Annotated in this window: 22 protein-coding genes; 12 read left to right on the top strand and 10 right to left on the bottom strand. The window is 68.5% G+C overall.

Translation table 11 applies throughout. The annotated features are described in order from the left end of the window. Positions 1–3 precede the first annotated feature (3 nt). A complete protein-coding gene (locus tag LRH25_RS12710) occupies positions 4–2,730 on the bottom strand; it encodes a TonB-dependent receptor (RefSeq protein WP_231011282.1) in 2,727 nt (908 codons plus the stop codon). Between the two features lie 199 nt (positions 2,731–2,929). Between LRH25_RS12710 and LRH25_RS12705 the strand changes: the two genes are divergently transcribed. After that, complete coding sequence (locus LRH25_RS12705) at positions 2,930–3,235, top strand: hypothetical protein (RefSeq protein ID WP_141286092.1); 306 nt, start codon at positions 2,930–2,932, stop codon at positions 3,233–3,235. Positions 3,236–3,375: 140 nt separating this feature from the next. On the opposite strand, the gene LRH25_RS12700 is transcribed toward LRH25_RS12705, so the two are convergent. From LRH25_RS12700 to LRH25_RS12690, 3 genes are read right to left on the bottom strand one after another with little or no spacing between them, the layout of a single operon-like run. After that, positions 3,376–4,596 (bottom strand): ferritin-like domain-containing protein, encoded by a 1,221-nt coding sequence (locus LRH25_RS12700; RefSeq protein WP_231011280.1) that lies wholly within the window; start codon positions 4,594–4,596, stop codon positions 3,376–3,378. Continuing rightward, positions 4,562–5,431, bottom strand: a complete 870-nt coding sequence (locus LRH25_RS12695) for a phosphate/phosphite/phosphonate ABC transporter substrate-binding protein (RefSeq protein WP_141289593.1) — start codon at positions 5,429–5,431, stop codon at positions 4,562–4,564. The genes LRH25_RS12700 and LRH25_RS12695 overlap by 35 nt, the downstream gene beginning before the upstream one ends. 11 nt (positions 5,432–5,442) lie before the next feature. Continuing rightward, positions 5,443–6,558, bottom strand: a complete 1,116-nt coding sequence (locus tag LRH25_RS12690) for an acyl-CoA dehydrogenase family protein (RefSeq protein ID WP_141289592.1) — start codon at positions 6,556–6,558, stop codon at positions 5,443–5,445. A 169-nt stretch (positions 6,559–6,727) separates the two neighbouring features. Here LRH25_RS12690 and LRH25_RS12685 point away from each other — a divergent pair, with 169 nt between their 5' ends. After that, positions 6,728–7,054: a metalloregulator ArsR/SmtB family transcription factor gene (locus LRH25_RS12685; RefSeq protein WP_141289591.1), complete on the top strand. Its 327-nt coding sequence runs from the start codon at positions 6,728–6,730 to the stop codon at positions 7,052–7,054. A gap of 56 nt (positions 7,055–7,110) precedes the next feature. Next, complete coding sequence (locus LRH25_RS12680; RefSeq protein ID WP_141289590.1) at positions 7,111–8,544, top strand: DUF2867 domain-containing protein; 1,434 nt, start codon at positions 7,111–7,113, stop codon at positions 8,542–8,544. A 28-nt stretch (positions 8,545–8,572) separates the two neighbouring features. On the opposite strand, the gene LRH25_RS12675 is transcribed toward LRH25_RS12680, so the two are convergent. Next, positions 8,573–9,208 carry an NAD(P)H-dependent oxidoreductase gene (locus tag LRH25_RS12675; RefSeq protein ID WP_141289589.1) on the bottom strand — a complete coding sequence of 212 codons (636 nt, stop codon included), beginning with the start codon at positions 9,206–9,208 and terminating at the stop codon, positions 8,573–8,575. A gap of 210 nt (positions 9,209–9,418) precedes the next feature. Between LRH25_RS12675 and LRH25_RS12670 the strand changes: the two genes are divergently transcribed. Then, on the top strand, positions 9,419–9,736 hold the full coding sequence (locus tag LRH25_RS12670) for a bacteriocin (protein ID WP_231011278.1): 318 nt from the start codon (positions 9,419–9,421) through the stop codon (positions 9,734–9,736). Positions 9,737–9,749: 13 nt separating this feature from the next. Here the strand turns inward: LRH25_RS12670 and LRH25_RS12665 are convergent, their stop codons facing one another. After that, positions 9,750–11,540: a serine hydrolase domain-containing protein gene (locus LRH25_RS12665; protein WP_231011275.1), complete on the bottom strand. Its 1,791-nt coding sequence runs from the start codon at positions 11,538–11,540 to the stop codon at positions 9,750–9,752. 336 nt (positions 11,541–11,876) lie between these two features. On the opposite strand from LRH25_RS12665, the gene LRH25_RS12660 reads away from it, so the two are divergent. The 6 genes from LRH25_RS12660 (at position 11,877) to ftsH (ending at position 16,741) form a co-directional block, all read left to right on the top strand. After that, a complete protein-coding gene (locus LRH25_RS12660; protein WP_141289799.1) occupies positions 11,877–12,923 on the top strand; it encodes a hypothetical protein in 1,047 nt (348 codons plus the stop codon). 35 nt (positions 12,924–12,958) lie between these two features. Further along, complete coding sequence (locus LRH25_RS12655; protein WP_231011274.1) at positions 12,959–13,342, top strand: metalloregulator ArsR/SmtB family transcription factor; 384 nt, start codon at positions 12,959–12,961, stop codon at positions 13,340–13,342. Continuing rightward, entirely contained in the window at positions 13,342–13,533 is a 192-nt protein-coding gene (locus LRH25_RS12650) for a DUF2867 domain-containing protein (RefSeq protein WP_170201005.1), read from the top strand. Before LRH25_RS12655 ends, LRH25_RS12650 begins: the two co-directional genes overlap by 1 nt. Positions 13,534–13,629: 96 nt before the next feature. Further along, positions 13,630–14,577, top strand: a complete 948-nt coding sequence (locus tag LRH25_RS12645; RefSeq protein WP_231011271.1) for a DnaJ C-terminal domain-containing protein — start codon at positions 13,630–13,632, stop codon at positions 14,575–14,577. Between the two features lie 15 nt (positions 14,578–14,592). Then, positions 14,593–14,904, top strand: a complete 312-nt coding sequence (locus tag LRH25_RS12640) for a chaperone modulator CbpM (protein WP_141289100.1) — start codon at positions 14,593–14,595, stop codon at positions 14,902–14,904. Between the two features lie 10 nt (positions 14,905–14,914). Continuing rightward, on the top strand, positions 14,915–16,741 hold the full coding sequence (gene ftsH / locus LRH25_RS12635) for an ATP-dependent zinc metalloprotease FtsH (protein WP_141289106.1): 1,827 nt from the start codon (positions 14,915–14,917) through the stop codon (positions 16,739–16,741). Positions 16,742–17,017: 276 nt separating this feature from the next. On the opposite strand, the gene LRH25_RS12630 is transcribed toward ftsH, so the two are convergent. Genes LRH25_RS12630 through imuA form a run of 3 tightly spaced genes read right to left on the bottom strand, consistent with a single transcriptional unit; the run spans position 17,018 to position 22,508 of the window. Further along, positions 17,018–20,179, bottom strand: a complete 3,162-nt coding sequence (locus LRH25_RS12630; RefSeq protein ID WP_141289102.1) for an error-prone DNA polymerase — start codon at positions 20,177–20,179, stop codon at positions 17,018–17,020. Positions 20,180–20,182: 3 nt separating this feature from the next. Then, entirely contained in the window at positions 20,183–21,631 is a 1,449-nt protein-coding gene (locus tag LRH25_RS12625; protein WP_231011267.1) for a Y-family DNA polymerase, read from the bottom strand. Beyond that, positions 21,567–22,508: a translesion DNA synthesis-associated protein ImuA gene (gene imuA, locus LRH25_RS12620; RefSeq protein WP_231011265.1), complete on the bottom strand. Its 942-nt coding sequence runs from the start codon at positions 22,506–22,508 to the stop codon at positions 21,567–21,569. The genes LRH25_RS12625 and imuA overlap by 65 nt, the downstream gene beginning before the upstream one ends. Positions 22,509–22,886: 378 nt before the next feature. Here imuA and LRH25_RS12615 point away from each other — a divergent pair, with 378 nt between their 5' ends. Continuing rightward, entirely contained in the window at positions 22,887–23,834 is a 948-nt protein-coding gene (locus LRH25_RS12615) for an esterase/lipase family protein (RefSeq protein ID WP_141291876.1), read from the top strand. Between the two features lie 2 nt (positions 23,835–23,836). Continuing rightward, positions 23,837–24,811, top strand: coding sequence for a lipase secretion chaperone (locus tag LRH25_RS12610; RefSeq protein ID WP_231011255.1), 975 nt, complete (start codon positions 23,837–23,839; stop codon positions 24,809–24,811). A gap of 116 nt (positions 24,812–24,927) precedes the next feature. Here the strand turns inward: LRH25_RS12610 and LRH25_RS12605 are convergent. Beyond that, positions 24,928–25,014, bottom strand: an 87-nt coding sequence (locus tag LRH25_RS12605; RefSeq protein WP_510591024.1) for an ABC transporter ATP-binding protein C-terminal domain-containing protein, incomplete at its 5' end; no start/stop codon positions are given.

Raw genomic sequence — 25,014 nt, 5'->3', positions numbered from 1 at the left:
GCCTCATGGTCGGGCGTCGAAGTCGTAGTTCAGCCCGACGAAGATGCCGCGCGGCGCGCCTGGCCCGACGAAGGTGCTGTTCTGCCATTCGCTGGAGTTGTAGTTCCAGCCGCTGGCGCCGATGGCGCCGTTCACCGAGGGGGCGAAGGGGTTCACGCCCAGCCGGCCGGCCGAGGCATAGCCGCGGTCGAAGAGGTTGGTGACCTGCAGGAACACGCTGGTGCGGCGGTTGATCTGGTAGCTGGCGTCGAGGTTGAACACCGCGTAGCCGCCCAGCCGGCCCGAGTTGGCAAAGGGCCGGCCGACCGGCACCAGGTCCTGTTGGAAACCGGTCGCAGCGCACTGCGCCGGCTGGCAGGAAAACAGGCCGGTCTCCTGGTCGCTGCCGCTGGCTTGATGCCGGTTGTTTTCGTTGCCTCGCACATAGGTCGACGAACGAAACTGCATGCCGAGGCCCAGCTTCAGACCCTCGCCGGCGCGCCAGCGGGACTGCAGGTTCAGCGTGTGCAACGGGATGCCGGGCATGCGGTCGCCCGGCTTGACCAAAATCGTGCGGTAGGTGCCGAGGCCGCTGTTGTCACCGGCTGTCGGCGAGGGCAGGTAGACGATGCCGCCGCTGGCGATGCCCTGCGAGTTCTGGTTGAAGTCGGCGCTGCTGTTGTGCGGGCTGGTGACGTAGAACGGGCTCTGGAAAGTGGCCTCGGTATGGGCGTAGTCGACGCTCAGCTCAAAAGGCCCTGCGCTGCCCTTGAGCCCCAGCTCCGCGCCTTGCCGGCGGGTCTTGCCGATGGTGTCGAAGAAGCTGCGGCCATCGGCCACGCCGACGTAGTAGATGTCGTCGTGCAGGTCGGTGCGGAACAGGCTGAAGTTCCACTGCAGGTTGGCGGTGGCCTGGCTGAACTGGCCACGCGCGCCCAGTTCGCCCGAGAGCGAGCGGATCTGCGGCAGGTACGGGTCGCCGGACAGCGTGGTCGGCAGGTTGCAGCCCGGCCCGCGCAGGCTGCGCGCAATCGTGCCGCCTTCCGGGTGAGTGGGGTCTATGGGCACGGGCGTGTCGTCGAAGGCGCAACCCAGCTCCACCACTGAGGGCACGCGTGCCCCGCGGCTGAGGTTGGCGAACATGTTCAGGCCGGCAGCAGGACGCCAGTTCATGCCCAGTGCGGGGTTGAACGAGCGGTAGTCGAAGCTCTCTTCGGTGTTGCTGGTCGAGAAGACGTACTTGTCCAGGTTCTTGTTGTTCACACGCAGCTCGTGCAGCGCGACGTCGCCCTCGGACGATCTCACCAGCAATTGGTTGCTGACGCGGGTGAAGTTGTAGCGGGCCGACGAGGTCAGCGTGAACTCGGGGGCTGGTGTCCAGGTGTCGCTGAAGTAGAGGCTGCCGGTGGTGGAATGCCCGGAGAAGTCGTTGCCCGGCACGTCGTTGGCTGCGGCGTAGTACTGGTCGCCAATCGCGTCGGGATCGGAGTAAACGTTGTGGGAGGCGTCGATCAGCCCCAGGCGCTGTGTCAACTCGTAACGGGTGCTGTTGTGGTCGACCGAAGCCCCGACCATCGCGGCGTGGGTCTTGAGGTTCCAGTTGAGCTGACCGGCGGCACCCGTCGTGGTCTGGTCGAGATGCGTCCTGCTGATCAGCCCGATGGGTGTGCCCACGATCACGCCGCTGCCGGCACTGAACGGGTCACTCGCACCGTTGCGGCCGACGACGATGGCCTCGCTGCCGGGAGGGGCTGCCACCTTGTCGTAGGTGATGCTCATGTCCTCGAAGCCTTCGTAGACATCGCCGTTGAAGCCGTGGCGGCTGCTGGTGCGCCGGTAGACGCGGCCGGTGAGGCTGGTCGTGTCAGAGAGGTCGTAGATGCCCGAGACGGTGAGTTGCAGCAGCTTGTTCCGCGCTTCGTCGGGCGAGGTGTAGACGCTCTCGGGGCGTTGGCGATAGAGCTCGGAGGGGATCAGGCCATTGCCCACCAGGGTGTTGTTCGATGCGAGCACAGTCCCGGTCAGGGTGCCCGACGGCACGGAAACGTCGCCGCGACCGAACAACTGCGCCACGCGCGAAGGCGACGCGTCCCGCCAGCCGTCTTCGTGAAACAGGTTGAGTGCAGCGAAGCCGGCGAGGCCGTCATCGTTGGCGCCACCCGAAAGCTGCATCTGCCGGCGGCCCCACGAGCCGCCAAGCAACGAGGCTTCCACGCCGGGCGCGGAGTAGCCGCTCTTGCTGTGCACCGCAATCGCGCCGCCCAGCGTGTTCAGGCCGAAGAGCGGATTCGAGCCTGGAAAGAGGTCGAAGCGTTCGATGGCGTTGAGCGGGATCAGATCCCAGTTGACGACATCTCCGAAGGGTTCGTTGACGCGGACACCGTCGAAGAATACCGAGAGGCCTTGCGGTGTGCCAATCTGCGGGCTGGCCGTGAAGCCGCGGTAGTTCACGTCCATCTGGAAGGGGTTGCCGGCGTAGTCGTTGATGTTGACGCCCTGCATCTCCCGGTTCATGTAGTCGCCAATGTTCAGCGCACGCGACTCACGGATCTCGGTGCGGGTGGCACTTTGAACGTTGGCCGGAATCTGGTCCTTGGAGACGCCTGAGCCAGGCAGAGGGCCAATGTCGACCGGGCGCTGGCCGCGGATCAGGACGATTTGCGCGGGGGTCGCAGAAGCAGCCGCGTCCGGCGGAGCAGCTGTCTGCTGCGCGACCGCGATGCTGCACCCGGCAATGAGTCCAACCGCCACCAACTTCTGGACAGGCCGATACGGTAAAGCACCGCTCTGAACGTGCATGTGAATGAACCCATTTCGATGGCGTGTTCGCGACCGCGTTGCGGCCATGGCAGAGCTTGAGGCGAGCCGTATTGCCTCCTCGAACCTCGTTGTGATCGCGTCCTGATTTCACGACAGGCATTGCTTTGCATTGCCGCCTTGATGCAACGATATGAGCCAGTACACAGAAAGCATTGGGAAAATTTCCCGCTCACTGGTCGGTGGATTCCCTACGGGCTTCCTGAGCCTGCGAGTGCAGCTTTTTCCGGCGCACGCAGTGCGCGAGCAAGAGCACGTGCCGAGCGCACGGAGAGATGTCGAACGCCATCCTGATGAACGCGATGGCCGCGTGCATCAAGGCGACCGCCAGAATGCGGCCTCACAGACACAGGGCGCTGTCGAGCGTTGGCGAGTTGGCGATTCCGGGAACGCGGCGGAAGCCGATATCGCAGTGGCGATGGTGCGGGGGGCCACATGACCGGCATGTGGCAGAGACCGTGAGTTCGATCGCCGGCGACCAGTGACGGCAATCGCTGCGGAGCGGCCGCGGCCAAGATGCCAAACCAACGGCACCGTGAGGCACCGGCTTTCGTCATCGACCGGCACTGGACCCCAGGTTCACATGAAATTGCGCGTGTGCAGCGCCGCCAGCCGCTCGGCCTCTTCGTTGGCGAAGCCCAGGCGGGTCAGCCGGGCGCGGCGGCCGGTGGCCATGTCGGCCTGCAGGCGCGAGACGGCCTGGTGGCCGCGGGCGACGGCGGCGGGTGTGAGGCCGCCGGAAGCGATCACGACCAGCGAGTCGAAGACCTCTTCGTTCAGGCCAGTGGTGTTGGCCAGCGCCTCGTAGCGCTGCTCCACGGCGTTGCGCAGGCTGTTGAGAAACTCGGGCTGCGCGGCAAGGCGGTGTTCCAGGTGGGCCATGCCAAACGCGACGTGGCGGGCCTCGTCGCGCGCGGCCAGGCGGGCGATCTGGCGGGTCACAGGGTCGGGTGCGTGTTCGTGCAGGAAGTTCAGCAGGTTGACGAAGCTGCCCTCGCCGAGCACAGCCAGCAGGAAGCTGGCAATCGAGAAATCAGGCACCCCAAACAGCGTTTGCAGCGAAGCCTGGCTGCCGGCGGTGGACAGCCCGGGCTCTGCGCCACGCAGCGTGGCGCGGCGGTTGAACACTTCCACGTGCCGGGCTTCGTCTGCGCACTGCAGCGCCAGCAGCTGCATCACCTCACGGTAATGCGGGTGGATCTGGCCGAGGTAGCGCGCGGGCACCAGCAGGGCCGCGTTCTCGTTCTCGATCAGGTAGGTCATGACCTGCACGACCGCGGCTTCCAGCTCGGGGGCCAGGCTGAATTCGGCCTGCCAGTCGACGGCGGTCTCGGGGTCCCACTGCGCCGCCGCCGCTTGCCGGTAGAGCTCGCCGGCGCTGGCGGCCCAGAGCTCGTCGCGCTGGCGAAGGGCGAAATCGAAGGGCGGACTGCCGGCTTCCACCTGGGCACCGCGCGCAGCCAAGCCCCAGCCGGCCGAGGCTTCGGCTGCGAGCATCTGGCCCGGCAACAGCTGCGCGTGGCCGGTGTGCTGCGCATCGCGCCAGCGGCCTTCGGCCTGCACGTTGCGGGTGAGCACTGCGGAGGCAACGGCACCGCTGCCCGTGGTCTCGAAGCGCAGGGCATGGCCCACGCTGCGGCACCAGGCGGCCAGGTGCAGGTCCCACTCGGGCGCATTGCCTTGCACGCGCAGCTCGCCGCCCAGCGGCACCCGGGCCAGCGCGCGCCGCAACAGCAGCAGCGCGCCCTGGTCCAGGCCCAGCGCCTCAATATCGATAGTCAGCGGGCAGGATTCGGCCATCGGCACTGTAGAACTGTTCGTCATCCACACCCCGCGCCAGCAGCTCGTAGCCGCTGGTGCGGCCGACCCGCCACTCGCGCAGGCCTTCCAGCTCCAGCAGCGGGCGCACCTGCGGGTCGTCCCAGCGCATGGCCAGCAGCAGCGAGGTGAAGCGGGCGATCAGCTCGGCCGGTGCGCCCGGGCTGGTGGTGAAGTTGCAATGGTCGTAGAGGCCAGTGCGGGCCAGCACGCGGGTGCTGCCGGAAGGTAAGGTGCCGTCCAGCCCGAAGGCCAGGTGGTTGCCGTCGATCAGGCAGCAGGCGTCCACCTCGCCGGCCATCAAGGCCCTGGCGGCGTCGCGCTCGCCGCCGATGTGGTCGCCATGCTTGCCGCCCAGCACGTCGAAGCGGCGCACCGTGAAGTCGCGCCCGCCCACCAGGCCGGCCTGGCGCAGGTGGTCCAGCGGGATCAGCGTGGCCTGCGGCGAATCGATGGCGCCCACGCCCAGCGTCTTGCCGCGCAGATCGGCCAGTTGCTGCAGCGGGCTGTCGGCCTTCACGACGATGACCGAACGCAAGTCGCAATCGGTGTCGCGCATGGCAATGGCCTGCACATCCAGCCCGCGGCTGGCGGCGATGCGGTGGGCCCGCACCCAGGCCAGCGGCGAGTTCCAGGCCAGGTGGATGCTGCCGTCAAACTGGGCCTCGACCTGGCGCTCGTAGTTCGAATACAGCACGTAGTCGAAGCTGAGGCCGTGCTGCGCGAAGAAGGCCTTGAAGCCTTCCCAGATGGTGACCACCTTGGGGGCATAGGCCACGGCGCCCATGACCAAGGTTTGTGTTGTCGGCTCACTCATGCCAGCGCTCCTCAGAACAGCGGCAGGCCGGTGATGGCCTTGCCGATGAAGTCATAGGCCACGTCGGACGTGGGGCCCATCACGCTGGCGGCCCGAGCGTCGCGGAACAGGCGCTCGATGCCGGCTTCCTTGCGGAAGGCCGCACCGCCGCACACGCGCATCGCGATGTCGGTCACCTCCAGCGCGGTTTCGGCGGTAGCGGCCTTCACCTCCAGCACGCGCAGCATGGTGTCGGGCCGGCTGGTGGCAATCGCGTCCAGCGTGTCCTTCAGCAGCGCCTGGGCCATGTCGGTCTTGATGCGGGCGCGGGCCAGGTAGGCGCGAATGGTCGGCAGGTCGGCCAGCGAGCTGTCCAGGTGCAGATGGCGGGTGCCGCTCACATGGGTGATGGCGCGCGACAGGGCGCCTTCCATCAGACCGGTGGAGCAGGCGGCGCTGAGCGTGGAGAACCAGGGCAGCACCACGCCCATCATCGCGTCGAAGCCCTTGCCGTCTTCGCCCAGTTGGTCGTCTGCCGAGACGGCCACGCCGGTGGCGGTGATTGGGGTAGAGGCGTTGCCGCGCAGGCCCAGGCCGTCGTAGCCGGACTGCTGGCTTAAGGCCGCCAGCTTGGCGCCCACCAGCCACAGCGTGCTGGCACCCTCGGCCGCCAGCGGCTTGCTGGACCAGACGTAGCTGTCGGCCTCGAAGGCCGAGGTGACCCAGCTCTTGCGCGCGTCCAGGATCACCTGAGCGCCATTGGCCCGGGCGGTGCCGGTGGGGGCCCAGAAATGGCTGCGCGAATCGGCCTCGGAGAAGGCCAGCGTGGTCAGGTGCTTGCCCTGCGCAATGGCCTGACGCACCGGCAGCTTGCCGAAGGATTCCAGCACCACCGCGCCGCAGTAGTGCATGCACACCACCATGGCGGTGGACGGGCAGGCCTGCGCGATGCGGCTCACCACCTCGGCCGCTTCCCGCAGCCCCAGGCCCAGCCCGCCCACCTCGGTGGCCGAGACCAGCCCCAACAGGCCTGCCTCGCCCAACGCACTGATCGCCTCTCGCGGGAAACGTCCCTCTCGGTCGGTCTGCACAGCGCGCGGCTCGATGATGCCAGTGACGATGGGGGTGAGGGTTTCGACGAAGGTCATGGTGAGCGGAAGAAGTGGAGCCCGCATTGTCGTCAATGACGGGACCCACCACTGCGGGAAATTCCTTCGTGCAAAGGGTGAACAGGACGCTGCGGTGGATGCCGCTGGTGCATCGGTCCAGAGGCTGCTACGATGTAGTTAATTAGCCAATTAGCGAAATAACAAAGTCATGCAGGAAGAGAACGTGTTTGCGGCGCTGGCGTCCACGCCGCGCAGGAAGATCCTGGCTTACCTTTCAGAAGCTTCGTTGACCGCCGGCGAAATCGCCGAGCGTTTCGAGATGACCAAGCCGTCGCTTTCCAAGCACTTGCGCATCCTCGAGCACGCAGGCCTGGTGAAGAGCGAAAAGCGCGGCCAGTTCGTTCACTACAGCCTGGCCGACGACAACATGCTGGGCAAGCTGCACGACTTCGTCGCGGCCTTCTGCCCTGTCGGCGGGCCGCTCAAGAAGGAAAGCGCTGCGCTGGCCAAGGCCAGGAAGCGCACCGCCACCTGACAACCCGACGCTGCCGTCGTGAAAACTGAGCGAACACCGCATTGGAGGAAGAAGCCATGACCGCATCGCTTGCACTGCCGCCCGGCGCCGCCCGCAGGAAAACTGTGCAGACGGCAACGTTTCCCTCCGTGACCTTGCCCACCGGCCCCGGCCGAGTTCCGGTCGAGGTGAGCCTGGTCGCCCAGCTCGGTCATGGTGCTGGCACCAAGCTGTTTTTCCAGGCACTGGCCCGACAGCAACGGCATGCCAGGTTTGTCGACGAACTGGACGAACCTTCGGCCAAGCTGGGCAGCACAGACTTCGCCAAAGGCGACGCCACGGCGCTCTACTCGTTTGGCGTCGGTCACGGCGGCCATCCTTTCCATCGGCATGCAGGCCATCGCGTGTTCACTGCCATCTCCGGCAGTGGCGGCGCCCAGCTCCGATTTTCAAGCGCGACACCTGCGGAGCTGGCGCAAGACCCGGAAAGCTTCTTGCGCGCCTTGCGCCATGTGAACGTGCCGCCGGATTGCCTGTTCACGGTTCGGTTCTCCGGTGAGACCTGGCACCAGTTCGCGCCGCTGCATGCCCACCTGGGCCACCCCGCATTCTTCGCGCTGTCCACGCACACCAATGAACTGGGCGGAGCGCTGTCGGACGCGATGCGGCAGCAGGTGCTGGCAGACCAGGGCGACATTCCGTCGCTGACCGAACTGCTGCCGGCAGCGATCGCGCAGTTGCTGAACGCAGCACAACCCAAGCCGGGCGAAGTGCCCACCACAGCCCTGTCCCTGCACGACAGGCCCGGCAGCCTGCTGGAGGCAGCATGCAAGCGCTACCGCTCCGGGGTCGGCCACCTGCACCGGTTGCGCGCGGGCTTCTGGACCCGACCCGGTTTCGTCAGCACGCTGCATCCTGCGCGGGTGTTGGAGGCCCAAGAGCTCGCCAGCCATTCCCTGTTGCGCCACGAACTCACCGACCGAACCGTCCATCACCAGGACAGCTTCTCGATGCTCGTGCCTGCACCTGAGCCGGCGGCCTTCGATGCCAGCCAATGGCTGGCCGCCTTACTCGATGGCTTCCTGGACAACCCGCCGCTCGGGGTGTCCCGGTTGATGACAATCCGAAACGCCCTGGTCCGCCCTCTCAAGCTGAGGACCTCGCCGCTGGGCTGCCCGGTCTCGTCACTGCTGGCACCCACGACGCATGCGCGCTTCGCCGAACGCTTTCCAGTCCGCGCACAAGAGATCAGCCCTGACGGGCGGCTGGCACAGGTCATCCTCGGGGCCGACGACAGGCACCTGATGTTCCGCACCTGTGCGAGCGTGCGCCTGCTGGACAACGGCGCCATCGAGTTTTCGCTGGCGACGCGCGTGGCCTGCAAGAACCTGTTCGGCAGGCTCTACATGGCCGCCATCGCGGCCACGCATCGCCAATACATTGCGCCAACGATGCTGGCGCATGCGGTGACATCAGCGCTGGGGCAGCGGACGCATCCGGCCCCTGGCTGACACCCCGCTGAAGCCCCGCCGGCGCCGTTCAGCGCACTTCGGTGACGAACTGATCGAGCGGCCGGCGAACCTTGGTCAGGTTGACCAGCCAGTCGCCTTCAGCCTGGCGGTAGCCCAGCGGCAGGATCACCGCGCTGCGCAGGCCGCGCGCGCGCAGGCCGAGGATCTCGTCGAGCTTGTCGGGGTCGAAACCTTCCATCGGCGTGGCGTCCACCTTTTCCTCGGCAGCGGCGATCACCGCGGCGCTGAAGGCGATGTAAGCCTGGCGCGCGGCGTGCTGGAAGTTGACTTCCGCGGGGCGCTGCGGGTAGGTGTTGAGCAACTGCTGGCGGTAGTTCTCCCAGCCTTCGTTGCGGGCGCCGCGGACCTCGTTCGTCAGGTCGAACATGTGGTTGATGCGGTCGGCGGTGTAGTTGTCCCAGGCGGCGAACACCAGCAGGTGCGAGCCGTCGGTGATCTGCGCCTGGTTCCAGGCGATCTCGCGGATGCGGGCGCGAACCTCGGGATTGGTCACCGAGATGATTTCGAACGGCTGCAGACCGCTGGAGGTCGGCGCCAGGCGCGCGGCTTCGATGATGCGATCGACCTTGTCCTGCGGCACGGCGCGGGACGGGTCCATCTTCTTGGAGGCATAGCGCCAGGTGAGCAGTTCGATGAGGTTCATGGCCTGAAGAGGAGAGTGGTGTTTTTGAATTCTCCGCCCTCCGGGAAAGAGCCGTTGGCAGCACGAATGCCCGGGCTGTGCTAGGGCCTCGGTACCCGGCGACGTTCGCTGCCGCACGGACGGGCCCACTCCCGCGGGCATAAGGTCAGGGAACCGCTTGGGGCGCAGGCCTGGAGCTCGCGCCATCGTCCACTCACTCAGGAGAGACACATGAAGCCATCCGCCACCGCGGCGCCCGACAGCGCAGGCGCCGACAAAGACCTTGCCGAGCAGGCTCGCCCCGGCCACGGCATTCCGTCTCAGGACCCAGATCCCTCCGCGCAGATGCCACTGGGGCCGCAGGAGGCGGCGCGCGAGGCCAAGTCGGTGCTGGTCGCGGGAGGTGTGGTGGCCGGCATGGCCGCGGGCGCTGCCGTCGGCGTCGCAGTGGCTGGCCCGGTAGGGGTGGTGGCCGGGGCAACGCTTGGCGCCGTGGCCGGCGCGCTGGGTGGCGCCGCCGCTGGCGCCGAACGGGAAGCCGACGTTTGAGCCGCCGCGCGCCTCACTCCGCCAGGCGCAGCAGCGCTTCCTTGGCGGACGGGAAGACGGGGTCGATGCGCAGCGCGTGCTGGTAGCTTTCGCGGGCCAGGGCCTTGTTGCCCTGGGCCAGGTAGGCAGCGCCAAGGCTGTCCCAGGTGTTGGCGGCGTTCGGGTAGAGCGCGGTATTGATCTTGAGCACGGCCAGGCCGGTCTCCAATTGACGCTGCGTGACCAGGTTCATGCCGACCTCATTGAGGTAGCTCTCTTTGCCGGCATCATCCCTGGCATCCCGCAGCGCCTGGTAGGCCTTCAGCGCGGGCTCGTATTCACCGGCCAGCAGCAGCTCGCGCGGCAGGCGTTCGCCGTCGCGCAGGCGCGGCAGCCGCTCGGTCTTTCCTTCCGGGCCATGCAGCAGCAGGGCTTGCGCGCCATCGGTGCCCAGCTCGAAGCTGCGTTCGCGCGGCTGCTCGCGCTGCAGGTAGCGGTTGGCGCCAATGGTCACCAGCTCGCTGCTCGGCAGGCCGGCAAAGCCCAGTTGCAGGCGGTTGCCGTCACGGGTCACCACGGCCACCTGCTCACCGTTGACGCGGTAACGCCCGGGCGCGCTGGCCAGCGCCTGGGCGCTGGTGGACAGGGCTGCATGGGCTTTCACGCCGGGCCAGCCATAGGCAAAGGCGACGGCTTGCTGCAGCTCGCTCATCAAGGCGGGCTGGTTGGCGTTGATCATCACCACCACGCCCTGGCCACTGGTCTGGCTGCCGATGAGCATCGTGCAGAAGCCTTCGTCCCAGCCGCCGTGGGCGAAGTATTTCTGGCCGTCGAAATCCGGCATGCCCAGGCCCAGGCCGTAGCCGCTGCCCAGGCGCGGCGTGAGCATGTCCTGCGCCAGCGCGGCAGACACCCGAGGGCTCTGGCCCTTGAGCGCCTGCTGGATTTCGATCACGAACCTGGCCAGGTCTTGTGAGGTGGTCCACAGTCCGGCCGCGGCCATTTCGGGATAGGTGTTGCGCTTGCCGGTCAGCGCGCTGCCGTCGGGCAGCACGCCTGCGGCGGCACGCGGCAGCAGCGCGGCCGGCAGGGGATTGCTGAAGCTGCTGTCCACCATGCCCAGCGGGCCCAGCACGCGTTGCTGCATCAGCACCGGGAAGCTCTGCCGGGCCACGTCGGCCATCAGCAGCTGGGCCACGGTGTAGCCGCCGCCGGAATAGCGCCAGGCGCTGCCGGGCAGCTGGTCGACCCTCACCGGGGCAGAGTTGGCAGGCGGCGCGCCGTTGAGGATGGCCACGGTGTCCGGGAACGGGGTGCCCGCCGTGTAGCCGTTGAAGCCATGCACCGTGAGCCCGCCGGTGTGGCTGAGCAGGTGGGCCAGCGTCACCGGCACCTTGTCGGTGAATTCGTTGGCCGGGATCTGCCAGGATTTCAGCCGCGCATTGACCGGCTGCTGCAGGCTCAGTTCACCGGTTTGCACCATGCTGAGCGCCCCGTAGGCCGCCACCGGTTTGCTGACCGAGCCGGCCAGCAGCAGAGTGCTGGCCGTCATCGGTATGCCGGCCTCCCGGTCCGCCAGGCCGTAGGTGCGGGTCCAGGCGATGCTGCCGTTGTTGACCACCGTGAGGGTGACGCCCGGCACGCCGTAGTGCCGCATGCGTTCGGCCAGCGACCACGGCTTGTCTCCCTCGAAGCTCACCGGCGGACGCAGGCCGTTTTCGACGGCAGCCACCTTGGCCGCCACATCCTCGGCGGCCCAGACCGGGTGGGCACCGGCCGCGAACACGGCGCTCAACAAGGCGGCCGACAGGCGGGGCAAGGTCATCGGGGGCGTTGCAGGCATGTTGCGCGAGGGGTTGGTGTTGATCTGGACGAGCTTAGCGACACCCCCTGGCGTACAGGCGCGCTTGCGACGAACGGCCGCATGGGCGGACCAGCTGCAGCGGCGTGCGATCAACATCGGCTGCAGCGCGGGCGATTGCCCGGGATCACGCTTGGGGAGTGGCGTTGTCCCTCGCTTGTGCCCCTCCGGCACAGGCCTATGCTGGCCAGCTCATCATGCGAGCCCGCCCGGCTCGCCACGGCAGGAGACAAGGCCATGGGTCGCATTGCAGCAGCTGTTCTCTCGCAACTTTCTGCGCCTCGCCCTGCGCGCGCTGTGGTGCACGGTCTCCTGGTCACGGGCCTGTGCCTGGGCATGCAGGCGCTGGCGGCAGAGTTCCCGGCCGGCCAGGTGACCCTGCTCCCGCTGCCGGCAGGTGCGCTCCAGGGCAGCGGCGTGGGCTTGAACGACTGGGGGCTGGTGGCGGGCACCAGCGGCGCGGGCGGCGCTTCGCCTGTGCATGCCACGCTCTGGCAGCACGGCGTGTCCATCGTGCTGCCCGGTCTCAGCAACCAGGGCTACGCGACGGCCAACGATGCCAACGAGCGCGGCTGGGTGGTGGGCGTCAGCGTCGCGGCCAACGGCGACCCGCATGCCACGCTGTGGCGCCGCGGCAGCATCGGCTACCACGCGCAAGACCTGGGCACGCAAGGCACCGGCCGCTACAGCACGGCGGTGGCCGTCAACGCCAGCGGCCTGGTGGCCGGCTACAGCACCTTCGTGGTGACCAACACGCTGGACGCCCGCGCCACCCTCTGGCCCGCAGGCGGCCAGGCGGTAGACCTGGGCACGCTGGGCGGCAGCTTCAGCAGCGCCTACGGGCTGAACCGCGCCGGCCAGGTGGTGGGCGCCAGCGCCACGGCAAACAACAGCGCCATCCACGCCGTGCTCTGGCGAGACGGCAACATGCTGGACCTCGGACCCGGCTATGCCAACCAGATCAACGACAGCGGCCACATCGTGGGCATGGACGATGCCAGCCGGGCTGTTCGCTGGCTGCCAGATGGCACGCGGGTTTTGCTCGGCACGCTGGGCGGCAGCTTCAGCAGCGGCGCGGCCGTCAACAACGCCGGCCAGATCGCCGGCTGGGCCAGCATTCCCAGCGACACGCTGTTCCACGCCGTCTACTGGCAGGACGACGTGGCCGTGGACCTGAACGACTTCCTGGATGACGAGGCCCGCGCCGACGGCTGGTACCTCAGCTATGCCACCGGCATCAACGCCGCAGGCCTGGTCACCGGCGCCGCGTTCCGCGCCGGCACGGCAGAAATGCGGCCCTTCGTGGTGAAGCTGCCGAGGGCCGCGGGGCGAGTCGGTGAAATGTGAAGCCCACGGTGTCACCATGCGAATAATTGGCTAACGTGTTCTCGGTGCCGGCGTCCACGCCGCACCGGAAGATCCGGGCCTACCTGTCAGAGGCACCCTTGACCGTGGGCGGGATCGCCGAGTGTTTCGAGATGACCAAGCCATCGCTTTCCAAGCATTTGCGCGTCCTCGAACAGGCGGGCTTGGTGAAGCGCGAGAAGCGCGGCCAGTTCGTGCACTACAGCCTGGTCGACGACAACATGCTCGGCACGCTACACAACTTCGTCGCGGCCTTCTGCCCTGTCGACGGGCCGCTCAAAAAGGAAAGCGCTGCGCCGGCCAAGGCCAGGAAGCGCACTGCCACCCAGTCCGCGCGCCACAGATCGAAGCCGACGAGCGATTGGCCCAGGTCATCCTCGGCGCAGACGACAGGCACCTGATGTTCCGCACCTGCGCCAGCGTGCGCCTGCTGGACCAAGGCGCCATCGAATTCGCGCTGTCGACCCGCGTCGCATGCAAGAACCTGTTCGGCCGCCTGTACATGGCCGCCATCTCCGCGACGCACCGGAAGTACATCGCGCCAACGATGCTGGCGCATGCGATGGGGGCAGTGGAGACGGCGTTCAGGTGACGGCCATCCCGCCGATCTGATGCACATCAAGCACGACGCGCGCATCGGTGGCACGATCGCCTTCGCCCGGCAAGAGCCGGTACGAAGGCCGCCCCCATGGAGTTCAAGGACTACTACAAGCTACTCGGTGTCGAGCGCACGGCGAGCGCGGAGGACATCAAGAAGGCTTTCCGGCGCCTCGCCCGCAAGTACCATCCGGACGTCAGCAAGGTGCCGGATGCGCAGGCGCGCATGCAGGAACTGAACGAGGCCCACGAGGTGCTTCGCGACCCGGAGAGGCGCGCCGCCTACGACAACATCGGCCAGGGCCGGCAAGGCGGCGAGGAGTTCCGCCCGCCCCCGGGCTGGGACGCGGGCTTCGAGTTCAGCGGCGGCCCGCCGGACGGCTTCGGCGACGGCAGCCACAGCGACTTCTTCGAATCGCTCTTTGGCGCCGCGCGCCGCGGTGCCCGTGCGCGCCACAGCGAACGCGGACAGGACCACCACGCAAAGATCGTGGTGCCGCTCGAAGACAGCTTCCGCGGCGCGACGCGCGAGCTGAGCCTGCACAGCCCGACGCTGGACGCCAGCGGCCAGATGGTGCTGCACGAGCGCACGCTGCAAGTCGGAATCCCGAAGGGCATTCGTGCCGGCCAGCAGATCCGTCTGGCCGGCCAGGGCTCGCCCGGGTTCGGCGGCGGGCCGACCGGTGACCTCTACCTTGAGATCGAGTTCGCGCCGCACGCGCTGTACCGCGTTGACGGGCACGATCTCTATCTCACGCTGCCCGTCGCACCCTGGGAGGCCGCGCTCGGCGCCGCAGTGCGCGTGCCGACGCCCGAGGGCGCGATCGAGATGAACGTGCCGGCCGGCTCGCAGGCCGGCCGCAAGCTGCGCCTGCGCGGACGCGGCATTCCGGGCAGCGGGCCGAACTCGCCGCCAGGAGACTTCTACGTCACGCTCGAAGTCGCGCTGCCGCCGGCCGACACAGACAAGGCGCGGGCGCTGTACCGGCAGATGGCGCAAGACCTCGCCTTCGACCCGCGCGGCCACCTTGGTGAATGAACTGGAGGCTGGCCCATGCACAGCGAAACCATGTTGATCGGGGTTTGCCTGAGCGACGAGCATGCGCTCGATCTTGAGATGTTCGCGCAAGCCTGCGGCACGGCCGCCGACGAGATCAGGGAGTTCATCGATGCGGGCCTGCTGCGCCCGGCGGTCGAACAGCCCGTGTGGCGCTTCGGTGGCGAGGAACTCGCCCGCGTGCGGCGCATTCGCCGCCTGCAGCGCGACTTCGAGGCCAACCTGGACAGCGTCGCGGTGATGCTGGACCTGACGGACGAGATCAAGCGCCTGCGCGCGGCGTTGCGCCGCGCCGGCATTGAGGCCTGAACACATGCCCATGGACAAACGCCAGACCTGGAACGTCGGCTACTGGATTGTTGCGCTGCTGGTGCTGATGCTCGCGCAGAGCTTCTGGCAGAGCGCCACGCAGATCGAGGCCGTGCCGTACAGCGCGTTTGAAAAGGCGCTGGCCGATGGCCGCATCACCGAGATCACGATCTCCGACAGCACCCTCATCGGCACGCTCAAGTCGCCCGAAGCAGGCAAGACGCTGCTCGTTGCCACGCGCGTCGAGCCCGAGCTCGCCGCCCGGCTGGAGAAGTATGGCGTGCCCTACAAGCGCGTGATTGAGAGCCCGTGGCTGCGCGACCTGCTGTCCTGGATCCTGCCCGCGCTGATCTTCTTCGGCCTGTGGTTCTTCGTGATCCGCCGCTTCACCGACAAGCAGGGCATGGGCGGCTTCATGGCGATCGGCAAGAGCCGCGCCAAGGTCTACGTCGAGAACCACACCGGGGTCAGCTTTGCCGACGTTGCCGGCGTCGACGAGGCCAAGGAGGAGCTCAAGGAGGTGGTTGACTTCCTGAAGCAGCCGCAGGAGCACAGCCGGCTCGGCGCGCACATCCCCAAGGGTGTGCTGCTCGTTGGCCCGCCCGGCACCGGCAAGACGCTGCTGGCCAAGGCGGTGGCCGGCGAGGCCGGCGTGCCCTTCTTCTCGATCTCGGGCAGCGAGTTCGTGGAGATGTTCGTTGGCGTCGGCGCAGCGCGTGTGCGCGACCTGTTCGAGCAGGCACGCTCGAAGGCGCCCGCGATCATCTTCATCGACGAGCTCGATGCGCTCGGCCGCGCGCGCGGCGCCTTCCCGGGACTGGGCGGCCACGACGAGAAGGAGCAGACGCTGAACCAGTTGCTCGTCGAGATGGATGGCTTCGACACCTCGGCAGGCCTGATCATCCTGGCCGCGACGAACCGGCCCGAGATCCTCGACACCGCGCTGCTGCGCGCCGGCCGCTTCGACCGCCAGGTGCTCGTGGACCGGCCCGACAAGATCGGCCGTTTGCAGATTCTGCAGGTGCATGTGCGCAAGGTGCGGCTGGCCGCCGGCACGAAGCTCGACGAGGTGGCCGCCATCACGCCCGGCTTCAGCGGCGCGGACCTGGCCAACCTGGTCAATGAGGCGGCACTCGCCGCGACGCGTCGCCATGCCGACGAGGTGACGCTGGCGGACTTCACCGTCGCGGTCGAGCGCATCGTCGCCGGGCTTGAGCGCAAGAGCCGCGTGCTGAACCTGCACGAACGCCGCGCCGTCGCTTACCACGAGATGGGCCATGCGCTGGTCGCGCTCTCACAGCCGGGCTCGGACGCGGTGCACAAGGTCTCGATCATCCCGCGCGGCATCGGCGCGCTCGGCTATACGATCCAGCGCCCCACCGAGGACCGCTACCTGATGACACGCGGCGAACTCGAACGCAAGATCGCCGTGCTGCTCGGCGGCCGCGCGGCCGAGATGCTGGCGCTCGGCGAGATCTCCACCGGCGCCGCGGACGATCTCGCAAAGGCGACCGACATCGCGCGCGAGATGGTCACCCGCTACGGCATGGACGAAGGCCTCGGCCCGGTGGCCTACGAAGCGCCACGCGCGCCGGCAGGCGAGGCCATGGCTTGGCCAGGCAACGGCCGGACGCTTTCGGAGGACACGCTGCGCCGCATCGACGCAGCGGTGGCACAGCTCGTCGGCGCCGGTCTCACGCAGGCGGCGCAGCTGCTGACCACCCACCGCGACCTGCTTGAGCGAGGTGCGCAACAACTGCTCGAACGCGAGACGCTGGACGAGGCGGCGCTGCGCAGCCTCACCGCCGGGCTCGGTGAGGGGCAAGAACTGGACTGAAGTCGAAGGATTCCTTCGTGGGAATTTGCTGAGAGCTCCCGTTTGCAGGACTGGCGATACCGGCGAGGAATCTCTTGAGAATCAAGCGTGGGTTGTGCAGTTGAATACGAAGGTGACCTGCTTTTCATCGTTCACACCCACTGGCGCCGTTGAGAGCGCGAGTGGAATTGTTCGAATCGTCAACGAGTCGATGTACTCATTCGGGTCGTCCTGGTCTCCCAGTCGTACGGTGATTCGCCGTTGTGAATGTCCGCTCAGGGTCGTTCACAAACACCCCTACCTGAAATCCCGGCTTACCGTGCTCTCCGCCAGCCTCCCCAGCATCGGGCTCAGGTCCTCGGCGTAGGCAATGATCAGGTTGCAGACATCGCCCTCGCGCTGCCAGTGGCCATAGAGCATCAGCAGGCGGGCGCGCAGCAGCGGGATGCGGAAGCGTTCCCGTTGGCGTTGCCAGCAGATGGCCTGCACGACGCCGGTTTCGTCTTCCAGGGAGACGAAGATGGTGCCGTGGGCGGTGGGCGGCTGCTGGCGGGTGGTGACGATGCCGGCGTAGCGCACTGCGTCGCCGTCGACCTTGTGGCTCAGCATTTCGGCGGTCAGCAGGCGGCGCTTGTTGAGCTGGGGGCGCAGCAGTTCCAGTGGGTGACGGCGCAGCGTGAGGCCGGTGCTGGCGTAGTCGAAGACGATGTCTTCGCCCTCCGGCGCAGCGGGCAATTCCAGCTTTTCTTCTTCGACGGGTGCGGGCTGCAGCAGGGCCGGTGGGCGGCGCAGCGCGGCAGCGTCCCAGACCTGCTGGCGGCGATGGCCGGCGAGCGAGGCGAGCGCGTCGGCACCAGCCAGCAGGCGCAGTTCGCCCTGCTCGAGCGCGGCGCGGCGCGCGAGGTCGCCGGTGCTGGTGAACGGGCCGTCCTGCAGGCGGGATTGCTCGATGCGGAGCGCCACCTCTTCCGGCAGGCCCCCGACGCGGTGCAGCCCCATGCGCACCGCAGGCGCCTGGATGTCGCCCTCCAGCCGGGTTTCGAAGCCGCTGTGCTGCACGTCCACAGGCAAGACCTTCACGTCGTGTCGGCGCGCGTCCTGCACCAGTTGTGACGCGGAATAAAAACCCATGGGCTGGGAGTTCAGCAGGCCGGTCAGGAACTCCGCCGGGTAATGGCATTTGAGCCAGCTGCTGGCATAGACCAGCAGCGCAAACGACACCGCGTGGCTCTCCGGGAAGCCGTAGGAGCTGAAGCCCTTGATCTGCTCGAAGACGCCTTCGGCAAAGTCCAGCGGCAGGCCCTTGGCCAGCATGCCGCCGATCAGGCGGTCCCTGTATTTCCCGACGTCGCCATGACGCTTCCAGGCAGCCATCGCGCGGCGCAGGCCATCGGCCTCGCCGGGGCTGAAGCCGGCGCCGAGGATGGCGATCTGCATGCACTGCTCCTGGAAGATCGGGATGCCCAGCGTGCGGTGCAGCGCGTCTTTCAGCAGGTCGCCGCCCGGCGTCTCGAAGCTCAGCGAGGAGTCTTCGCGCCGCTGCTGGCGGCGCTTCAGATACGGGTGCACCGCGCCGCCCTGGATCGGCCCCGGCCGCACCAGCGCCACCTCCACCACCAGGTCGTAGAAGTTCTCCGGCCGCAGGCGCGGCAGCATGCTCATCTGCGCGCGGCTTTCGATCTGGAAGACGCCGACGGTGTCGGCCTTGCAGATCATCTCGTAGGTGGGCTGGTCGCCTTGCGGGATCTTGTAGATCTCCAGCGTTTCGCCGAGGCGCCGGCTCACCATGTCCAGCGTGCGGCGGATGGCGCTGAGCATGCCCAGGGCCAGCACGTCGACCTTCATCAGGCCCAGCGCGTCGAGGTCGTCCTTGTCCCATTGGACGACGGTGCGGTCCTTCATGGCCGCGTTTTCGATCGGCACCAGGCGCGAGAGCGCGCCACTGGTCAGCACGAAGCCGCCGGTGTGCTGCGAGAGGTGGCGCGGGAAGCCCATGACCTGGGTGCTGAGCTGCAGCCACTGGCGCACCGCCAGATCGGTGGTGTCGATGCCGGCTTCCTGCAGGCGGGCGCGCTGGGTCTGGGCCTGGGCGCTGCCGTCGTCGCTTTGCCAGTCGTCCCAGTGGTGCAGGTTGCTGGTGAGCTTCTCGATGGTGGCCAGCGGAATGCCCACGGCCTTGCCCACGTCGCGCAGCGCGCTGCGCGGGCGGTAGCTGATCACCGTGGCGGTGAGTGCGGCGCGGTCGCGGCCGTACTTCTCGTAGAGGTGCTGCATGACCTCTTCGCGGCGCTGGTGCTCGAAGTCCACGTCGATGTCCGGCGGCTCGCCACGCTCCCGGCTGATGAAGCGCTCGAACAGCATCTTCAGGTCGGCCGGGTTGGCTTCGGTGATGCCCAGGCAGAAGCAGACCATGCTGTTGGCGGCGCTGCCGCGGCCCTGGCAAAGGATGCCTTTGCTGCGGGCGAAGGCGACGATCTCGCCCACGGTCAGGAAGTAGTGCTCGTACTGGAGTTCGGCGATCAGCTTCAGCTCGTGTTCGATGAGCTTGCGGTGCTCGTTCTTCAGTCCTTCCGGGAACCGCCGGGCGACGCCTTCATAGGTGAGTTGCCGCAGGTACTGTGCCGCGGTGAGGGCCTTGGGAATGAACTCATCGGGATAGGTGTACTTCAATTCGGTGAGTTCGAATTCGCACTTGGCCGCCACCACCAGCGTCTGCGCCAAAAGGTCTGGCGGGCAGCTCAGGCCCAGCCGGGTGCGCGAGCGCAGGTGGCGCTCGGCATTGGGCTGCAGGTCCAGGCCGCACTCGGTCAGCGGCGTGTTCAGGCGGATGGCGGTGAGGACATCCTGCAGCGGCTTGCGCGAGCGCACGTGCATGTGCACGTCACCGGCGGCCACCAGCGGGATCTCGGTCTGCGCGGACCATTCGCGCATCTTCAGCAGCCAGCTTTCATCGTCTGCCAGGCGCAGCAGGTGCACCGCGAACCAGCAGTTGCCGGTGAAGTGGCGCAGCAGCCAGCGGCCGATGGCCAGGCCTTGCTCGGGCGTGCTGTCGCGCGCCGGCGCGGCCAGCACCACGCAGTCCGCTAGCTCGCCGCGTTTCAAGTCCTCCGGGACGGCGCGGTAGTGGCCCTTGGGGCTGCTGCGGCGCAGCCGGGTGATGTACTGGGTGAGGTTGCCGTAGCCGCGCAGGTTGCAGGCCAGCACCACCAGCGTGAAAGGCCAAGGGCCACCAAACTGGAACTGGCTGCCGATGATGAGGTGCCTGAATTCGAGCTCCTTGGCCTGCTCATGCGCCCGAACAACGCCAGCCACCGAGCATTCATCGGTGATGGCCAGCGCCGCATAGCCCAACTGGTGGGCGCGCGCCACCATCTCCTTGGGCTGGCTCGCGCCGCGCAGGAAGCTGAAGCTGGTCGCGCACTGCAGCTCGGCGTAGGCAGGGAGTTGCCGGGTGCTCATGGTTTAGAAGAAGCCATGGAGGAACCAGTTGAACTCGCCTTGCTGCCGCGTCTGGAACAGCCACAGCAGGCCGGCGCGGTCGCTCCAGGCAACCCAGTAGTCGCGCCTGGCCTGGCGGGTGTGGGCCGCGTCGCCCTGGCCGGTGCGGTCCCACCAGCCGGCATCCACGCGGTTGGGGCCCATCAGCAACAACAACGGGCCCTGGTAGGTGGGCTTGTTGTGATGCATGGCCAGCGGCAGCGGCGCGGCCAGCAGCCAGGCCGGTTGCGGCAGCGGCGAGATGCGGGCCCGGCCGCGCGGCAGGGGCGCCACTGCGCTGACCCATTGCTGCGTGCATTCGGGCCGGTGGTCCTCGCGCAGCAGCGGCCGGCTGACACGCTCTTCGCCCAGGCGTGCGGCCAGCCGTTCCAGTACGGGCGTGAGGGCCTCGGCCTGCTGCACGGCATCCGGCAACAGCGAGCCGCTGGGCGGGGCGATGGGCGCCAGCGTCTGCACGCTGAGCGCGAGGTCGGACACCGGTGCGGCCAGCGTGAGGTGCTGCAGGTGCTCGGCCAGCAGGCGGGTGAGGTGGTTCGGGTCGCGCGTGGGCTGGGCGGTGCGCAGCTGCAGCTCGCCATGGGCCTCGACGTCGCGCGCGCGCATCGAGTCGTGCGACCAGTGCAGCGTGCAGGCGCTCACGCCCAGGTGGCGCGCGGCCAGCCAGCCGCAGAGCTGCAGCAGCAGGCGGCGCGCGCCACCCATCAGCGCAGGGGCCTGGTCCACCCGCTGCATCAACTCGATGCGGGCGCGGAAGCTGGCCGGCAGCGCCTGCCAGGCATGCACCTCGGGCTGCACGCCGTAGGCCTGGTCCAGCGCCTGCAGCATGGCCGCATCGAACCGGCGGGCCAGGCCGCTGCGCGGCAGGCGACGCACATCCCCCAGGCGCGGGCAGCCGATCTGCGCCAGCGTCAGCGCATGCGGGCGCAGCGCGCTGAGCGTGGCCACCGGCAGCGGGTCCAGCCGTTCGGCCAGCGGCTGCGCAGTGGTTTGCTGCACGCCGGCGCGAGCCAGCGCCAGCGCGGCCAGTCCGGTTCCGGCCCAGCCCACGGCCTGCGCGCCCATTTCGCGCGCACCCGCTCGAACGCGCAAGCGCAGCGCCCGCTGGCCACCAAACAGGCGCAGGCTGCCGGCCACTTCCATCAGCACCGCCTCGCCATCGGCCAGCGCCACGCGCGGCGTGAACTGCAGCGCCCACTGCGCCAAGCCCTGCAGCGCTTCAGCTTGGCGGCGCAGTTGTTCCTCCGCGGGAATGGGCGTGCCAACGGGCTCGCGCGAGCGCGACGGCGCCAGCCCGCGCGGCAGGCTCAGCAGCGGCGGCGTGGGCGCGAGCGCCTCCCCGCCCCCCGGCTCATTCGCCTCGAACGCCTGCGGCGGCGGCAACAGCAGCGCGGCCCAGAGCATGGACATGCGCATCGGCAGGCTCCTCGTCACACAACAGCGAAGCGGCGGACAGCACACCGGGCTCAGCCAGCACACCGGCCGCGGCCACGCCGGCCGGCACGCTGCCCGGGCGCTGCGGCCACAGCAGATGCGGCTGCCGCAACCGCGGCGTGAGCAGCCCGGCCATCGCGGCCGGCACGGCAGGCAGCGAGAGCCAGCCCTCGTGCTGCGGACCGCGGCGCTTGAGCACCCGCACCGCCAGCGACCAGTCCTCACCCGGCCGCACCAGCAGCCGCAGCGGCGCGGCCGAAGCCTGCTCGGCCGCCCGCTCATGGCGACACAGGAAAGCCGGGCCTTCGTGGCCCAGCGCAGCCACCTGCAGGCGGCGCATCTGCTCCGGCCTGGCCTGCGGCAGCCAGGCCAGCAGCGCGCCACAGGCATTGGCCTTGAGCAGCTGCTCGGCGCACCACAGGCGCTCGGCGCTGGTCTCGGCCTGTATCCAGACCAGTTGCCGCTCATCCAGCCCGGCCTGGCGCCAGCCGGCCAGGTGCGGAGCCAACGCAAGGCGGCCCTGCACCGGCGTGCCGACCAGCACCACCGGCTTGCCCGCAGCCATGATGCGCTGCAGCGCAGGCGCCAGCAGCCGGCACTCCAGCACGCCTTCTAGCGGTTGCAGCAGCTCGGTCAAGCCATGGCCTGGCCAGCCGCCACCGGGCAGCTCGCCGTCCAGCGCGGCATGGCCGCTGGGCCAATTGCTGGCCGGTGCGCGGGCCCATTCGCTGCCGCGCCAGAGGGTGTCCAGCGGGTTGGGCTTGTCGCTTGCGGCCGGTCGCGCGGCCGCCGAAGGGCCATCGTCTTCCGGCTCGGGCAAGGCCCGCAGGACAAATTCTTCGATGGCGGCGGCTGGCATCAGGGAAAAACCGGAGGGGCTTGGGCGGGGAAGGCTGGAAACACCCGCGAACGGCAGGCGGTGTCAAAACACTGTACACGCATCCAGTATCAAGAAGCGAATTCCCGACCTCGGCGGCGGTGATGGATCGCACGGCCAAGCGCCTGACCGGGTGGGTCAGTGAGCGGCTTGCCAGGCCCGCCAGCTGCGTCTCCGCCAGGGCAAAACCATGCCCCCGGAGCACGAGTTGCGACTGGGCACATCCCTCGGGAAGACACCTGGAAGAGAAATAGCACGGTCGTTCTGTAATGCGCCCCACCACGTCGGCAAGCGCAGCGTCCAGCGGTCCCTCGGACCTGACTTCAGAGCGTGGAATCTCAAACCCAGTTGGAGACACGCATGACCAAACGCCTCGCCCCTGCCCTTGCCAAAAGCCTGATCGCCGCCGCCTGCCTGGCCACCACCGTGCTGCCGAACACGGTACAGGCCGCCGACACCTACACCCAGACCAAGTACCCCATCGTGCTGGTGCACGGCCTGTTCGGCTTCGACGCCATCGGCCCGATCGACTACTGGTACGGCATCGTCTCGCCGCTGCAGTCTGGCGGTGCCAAGGTCATCGTCTCGCAGGTCTCGGCGGCCAATTCGACCGAGGTGCGTGGCGAGCAACTGCTGTCCGAAATCAAGCGCTACCAGGCCAGCTACGGCTACCAGAAGTTCAACCTGATCGGCCACAGCCATGGCGGCCCGACGGTGCGCTACGTGGCCGCCGTCGCGCCCAGCCTGGTCGCCTCCATCACCAGCGTGGGCGGCCCGCACACCGGTAGCCCGGTGGCCGACGACATCAAGGCCGGCACCACCGCCACCGGCACCACGGCATGGGTGGCTGCGGTGTTCGACGCTTTTGCCGCCGTCATCAGCCTGCTCTCGGGCAACCCGGGCATGCCGCAGGACTCGGAAGCGGCGATGAACTCACTGACCACCGCCGGCAGCGCCGCCTTCAACGCCAAGTACCCGGCCGGCCAGCCCACCAGCAGCTGTGGCTCAGGCCCTGAGCTGGTGAACGGCGTGCGCTACTACTCGGTGGGCGGCAACTGGGTGCTGACCAACCCGCTGGACATCAGCGACGCGCTGCTGGCGCTGACCTCCGTCAGCTTCAAGGGCAGCGCCAGCGACGGCCTGGTCGGCCAGTGTTCCTCGCACTGGGGCACGGTGCTGAAGGACAACTACAGCTGGAACCACCTGGACGAGATCAACCAGGCCTTCGGCCTGCGCGGCCTGTTCTCGCAAGACCCGGTGGCCTTCTACCGCGGCCAGGCCAACCGGCTGAAGACCGCAGGGCTGTGAGCATGGCTTCGACGCTGCGCCGGCCGCTGGTCGCAGGGCTGCTGGCCGCCGGGGCTGGCGCGGCCCTGGTGCTCGCGCTGCATGCCGGCCAGGACGGTGCGGGCGCCGTGTTGGCCGGCACGCGGCAGGACAGCACGGCGCCGCTGCGCGTGGCGCCGAACTCGCCCGTGCCGCTGGCCGACGCCGCCAGCGGCGCGCCGCGCAGCATCGAGGCCTTGCAGCAGGCCTTGTACGTACAGGGCCCGCTGCGCAACAGCCAGCCCGATGGCGGCTGGACAGTGGACGGCGGCGGCACGCTGAAGCCCGACATCGGCCTGCGCCGCCGCTTCGACCACCTGCTCAGCGCGATGGGCGATGCCTCGCTGCCCGAGCTGGGCCTGCTGCTGCAGGACCAGGCCGGCCGCGAGCTGCCGCCCGCCGCGGTGGCCGAGGTCATGCGCCTGTGGCAGCGCTACCTGGACCTGCAGCAGCGCAGCTTTGCCCACAACGCCGACCTGCGCGACGTGAGCACCTGGCAGCCCGCGCTGGACGAGCGCATGCGCGTGCGCCGCGAGCTGCTGGGCCCCGCCTGGGCCGATGCGTTCTACGCCGACGAAGAAGCCCAACTGCGCAGCCACATCGCCTCGCGCACGGGCCAGCCCGGCAGCGTGGCGGACAACGACTCACCCGCGGACCTGCGCGTGCCCGACGTGGCCCGCCCGCCCAGGCCCGGCGAAGACCCGCAGCTGGTGTTCCAGCGCCGCCAGGCCGCACTGGGCCTGGAAGCGGCGCAACGCCTGCAGCAGCTGGACGAAGAGGAAACCCGCTGGGCCAGCCGCATTGCCCAGGCGCGGGCGCAGGTGCAAAGCCTGAGCCAGGCGCCGGAGCTTTCGGCACCACAGCGCAGCGAGGCGATTGCGCGTTATGTGGAAAGCAACTTCAGCGCGGACGAACGCCTGCGGGCGCAGGCGGTGCTGGGCCTGAATCCGGTACGCTGAACCGGGCCGCGAAGCCGGGCCCCCACTCCCGCAGGCCAGCGCCGGGCCGCTCCCAAGCGGCCTGCGCAACCCGCCCGGCGGGTGGCTTCGCATACTCGCGAAGCCGGGTGCGCCATTCACTCGCCGAGGTAAGCAGCCCGAACCTTCGGATCATTCAAGAGCTGACTGGCCGGCCCATCCATCGTCACCTCGCCGCTCTCCAT

This window comes from Ideonella azotifigens, from assembly GCF_021043325.1.
Classification (GTDB): Bacteria; Pseudomonadota; Gammaproteobacteria; order Burkholderiales; family Burkholderiaceae_C; genus Ideonella; species Ideonella azotifigens.
This window is presented reverse-complemented; position numbering and strand designations above follow the sequence as displayed.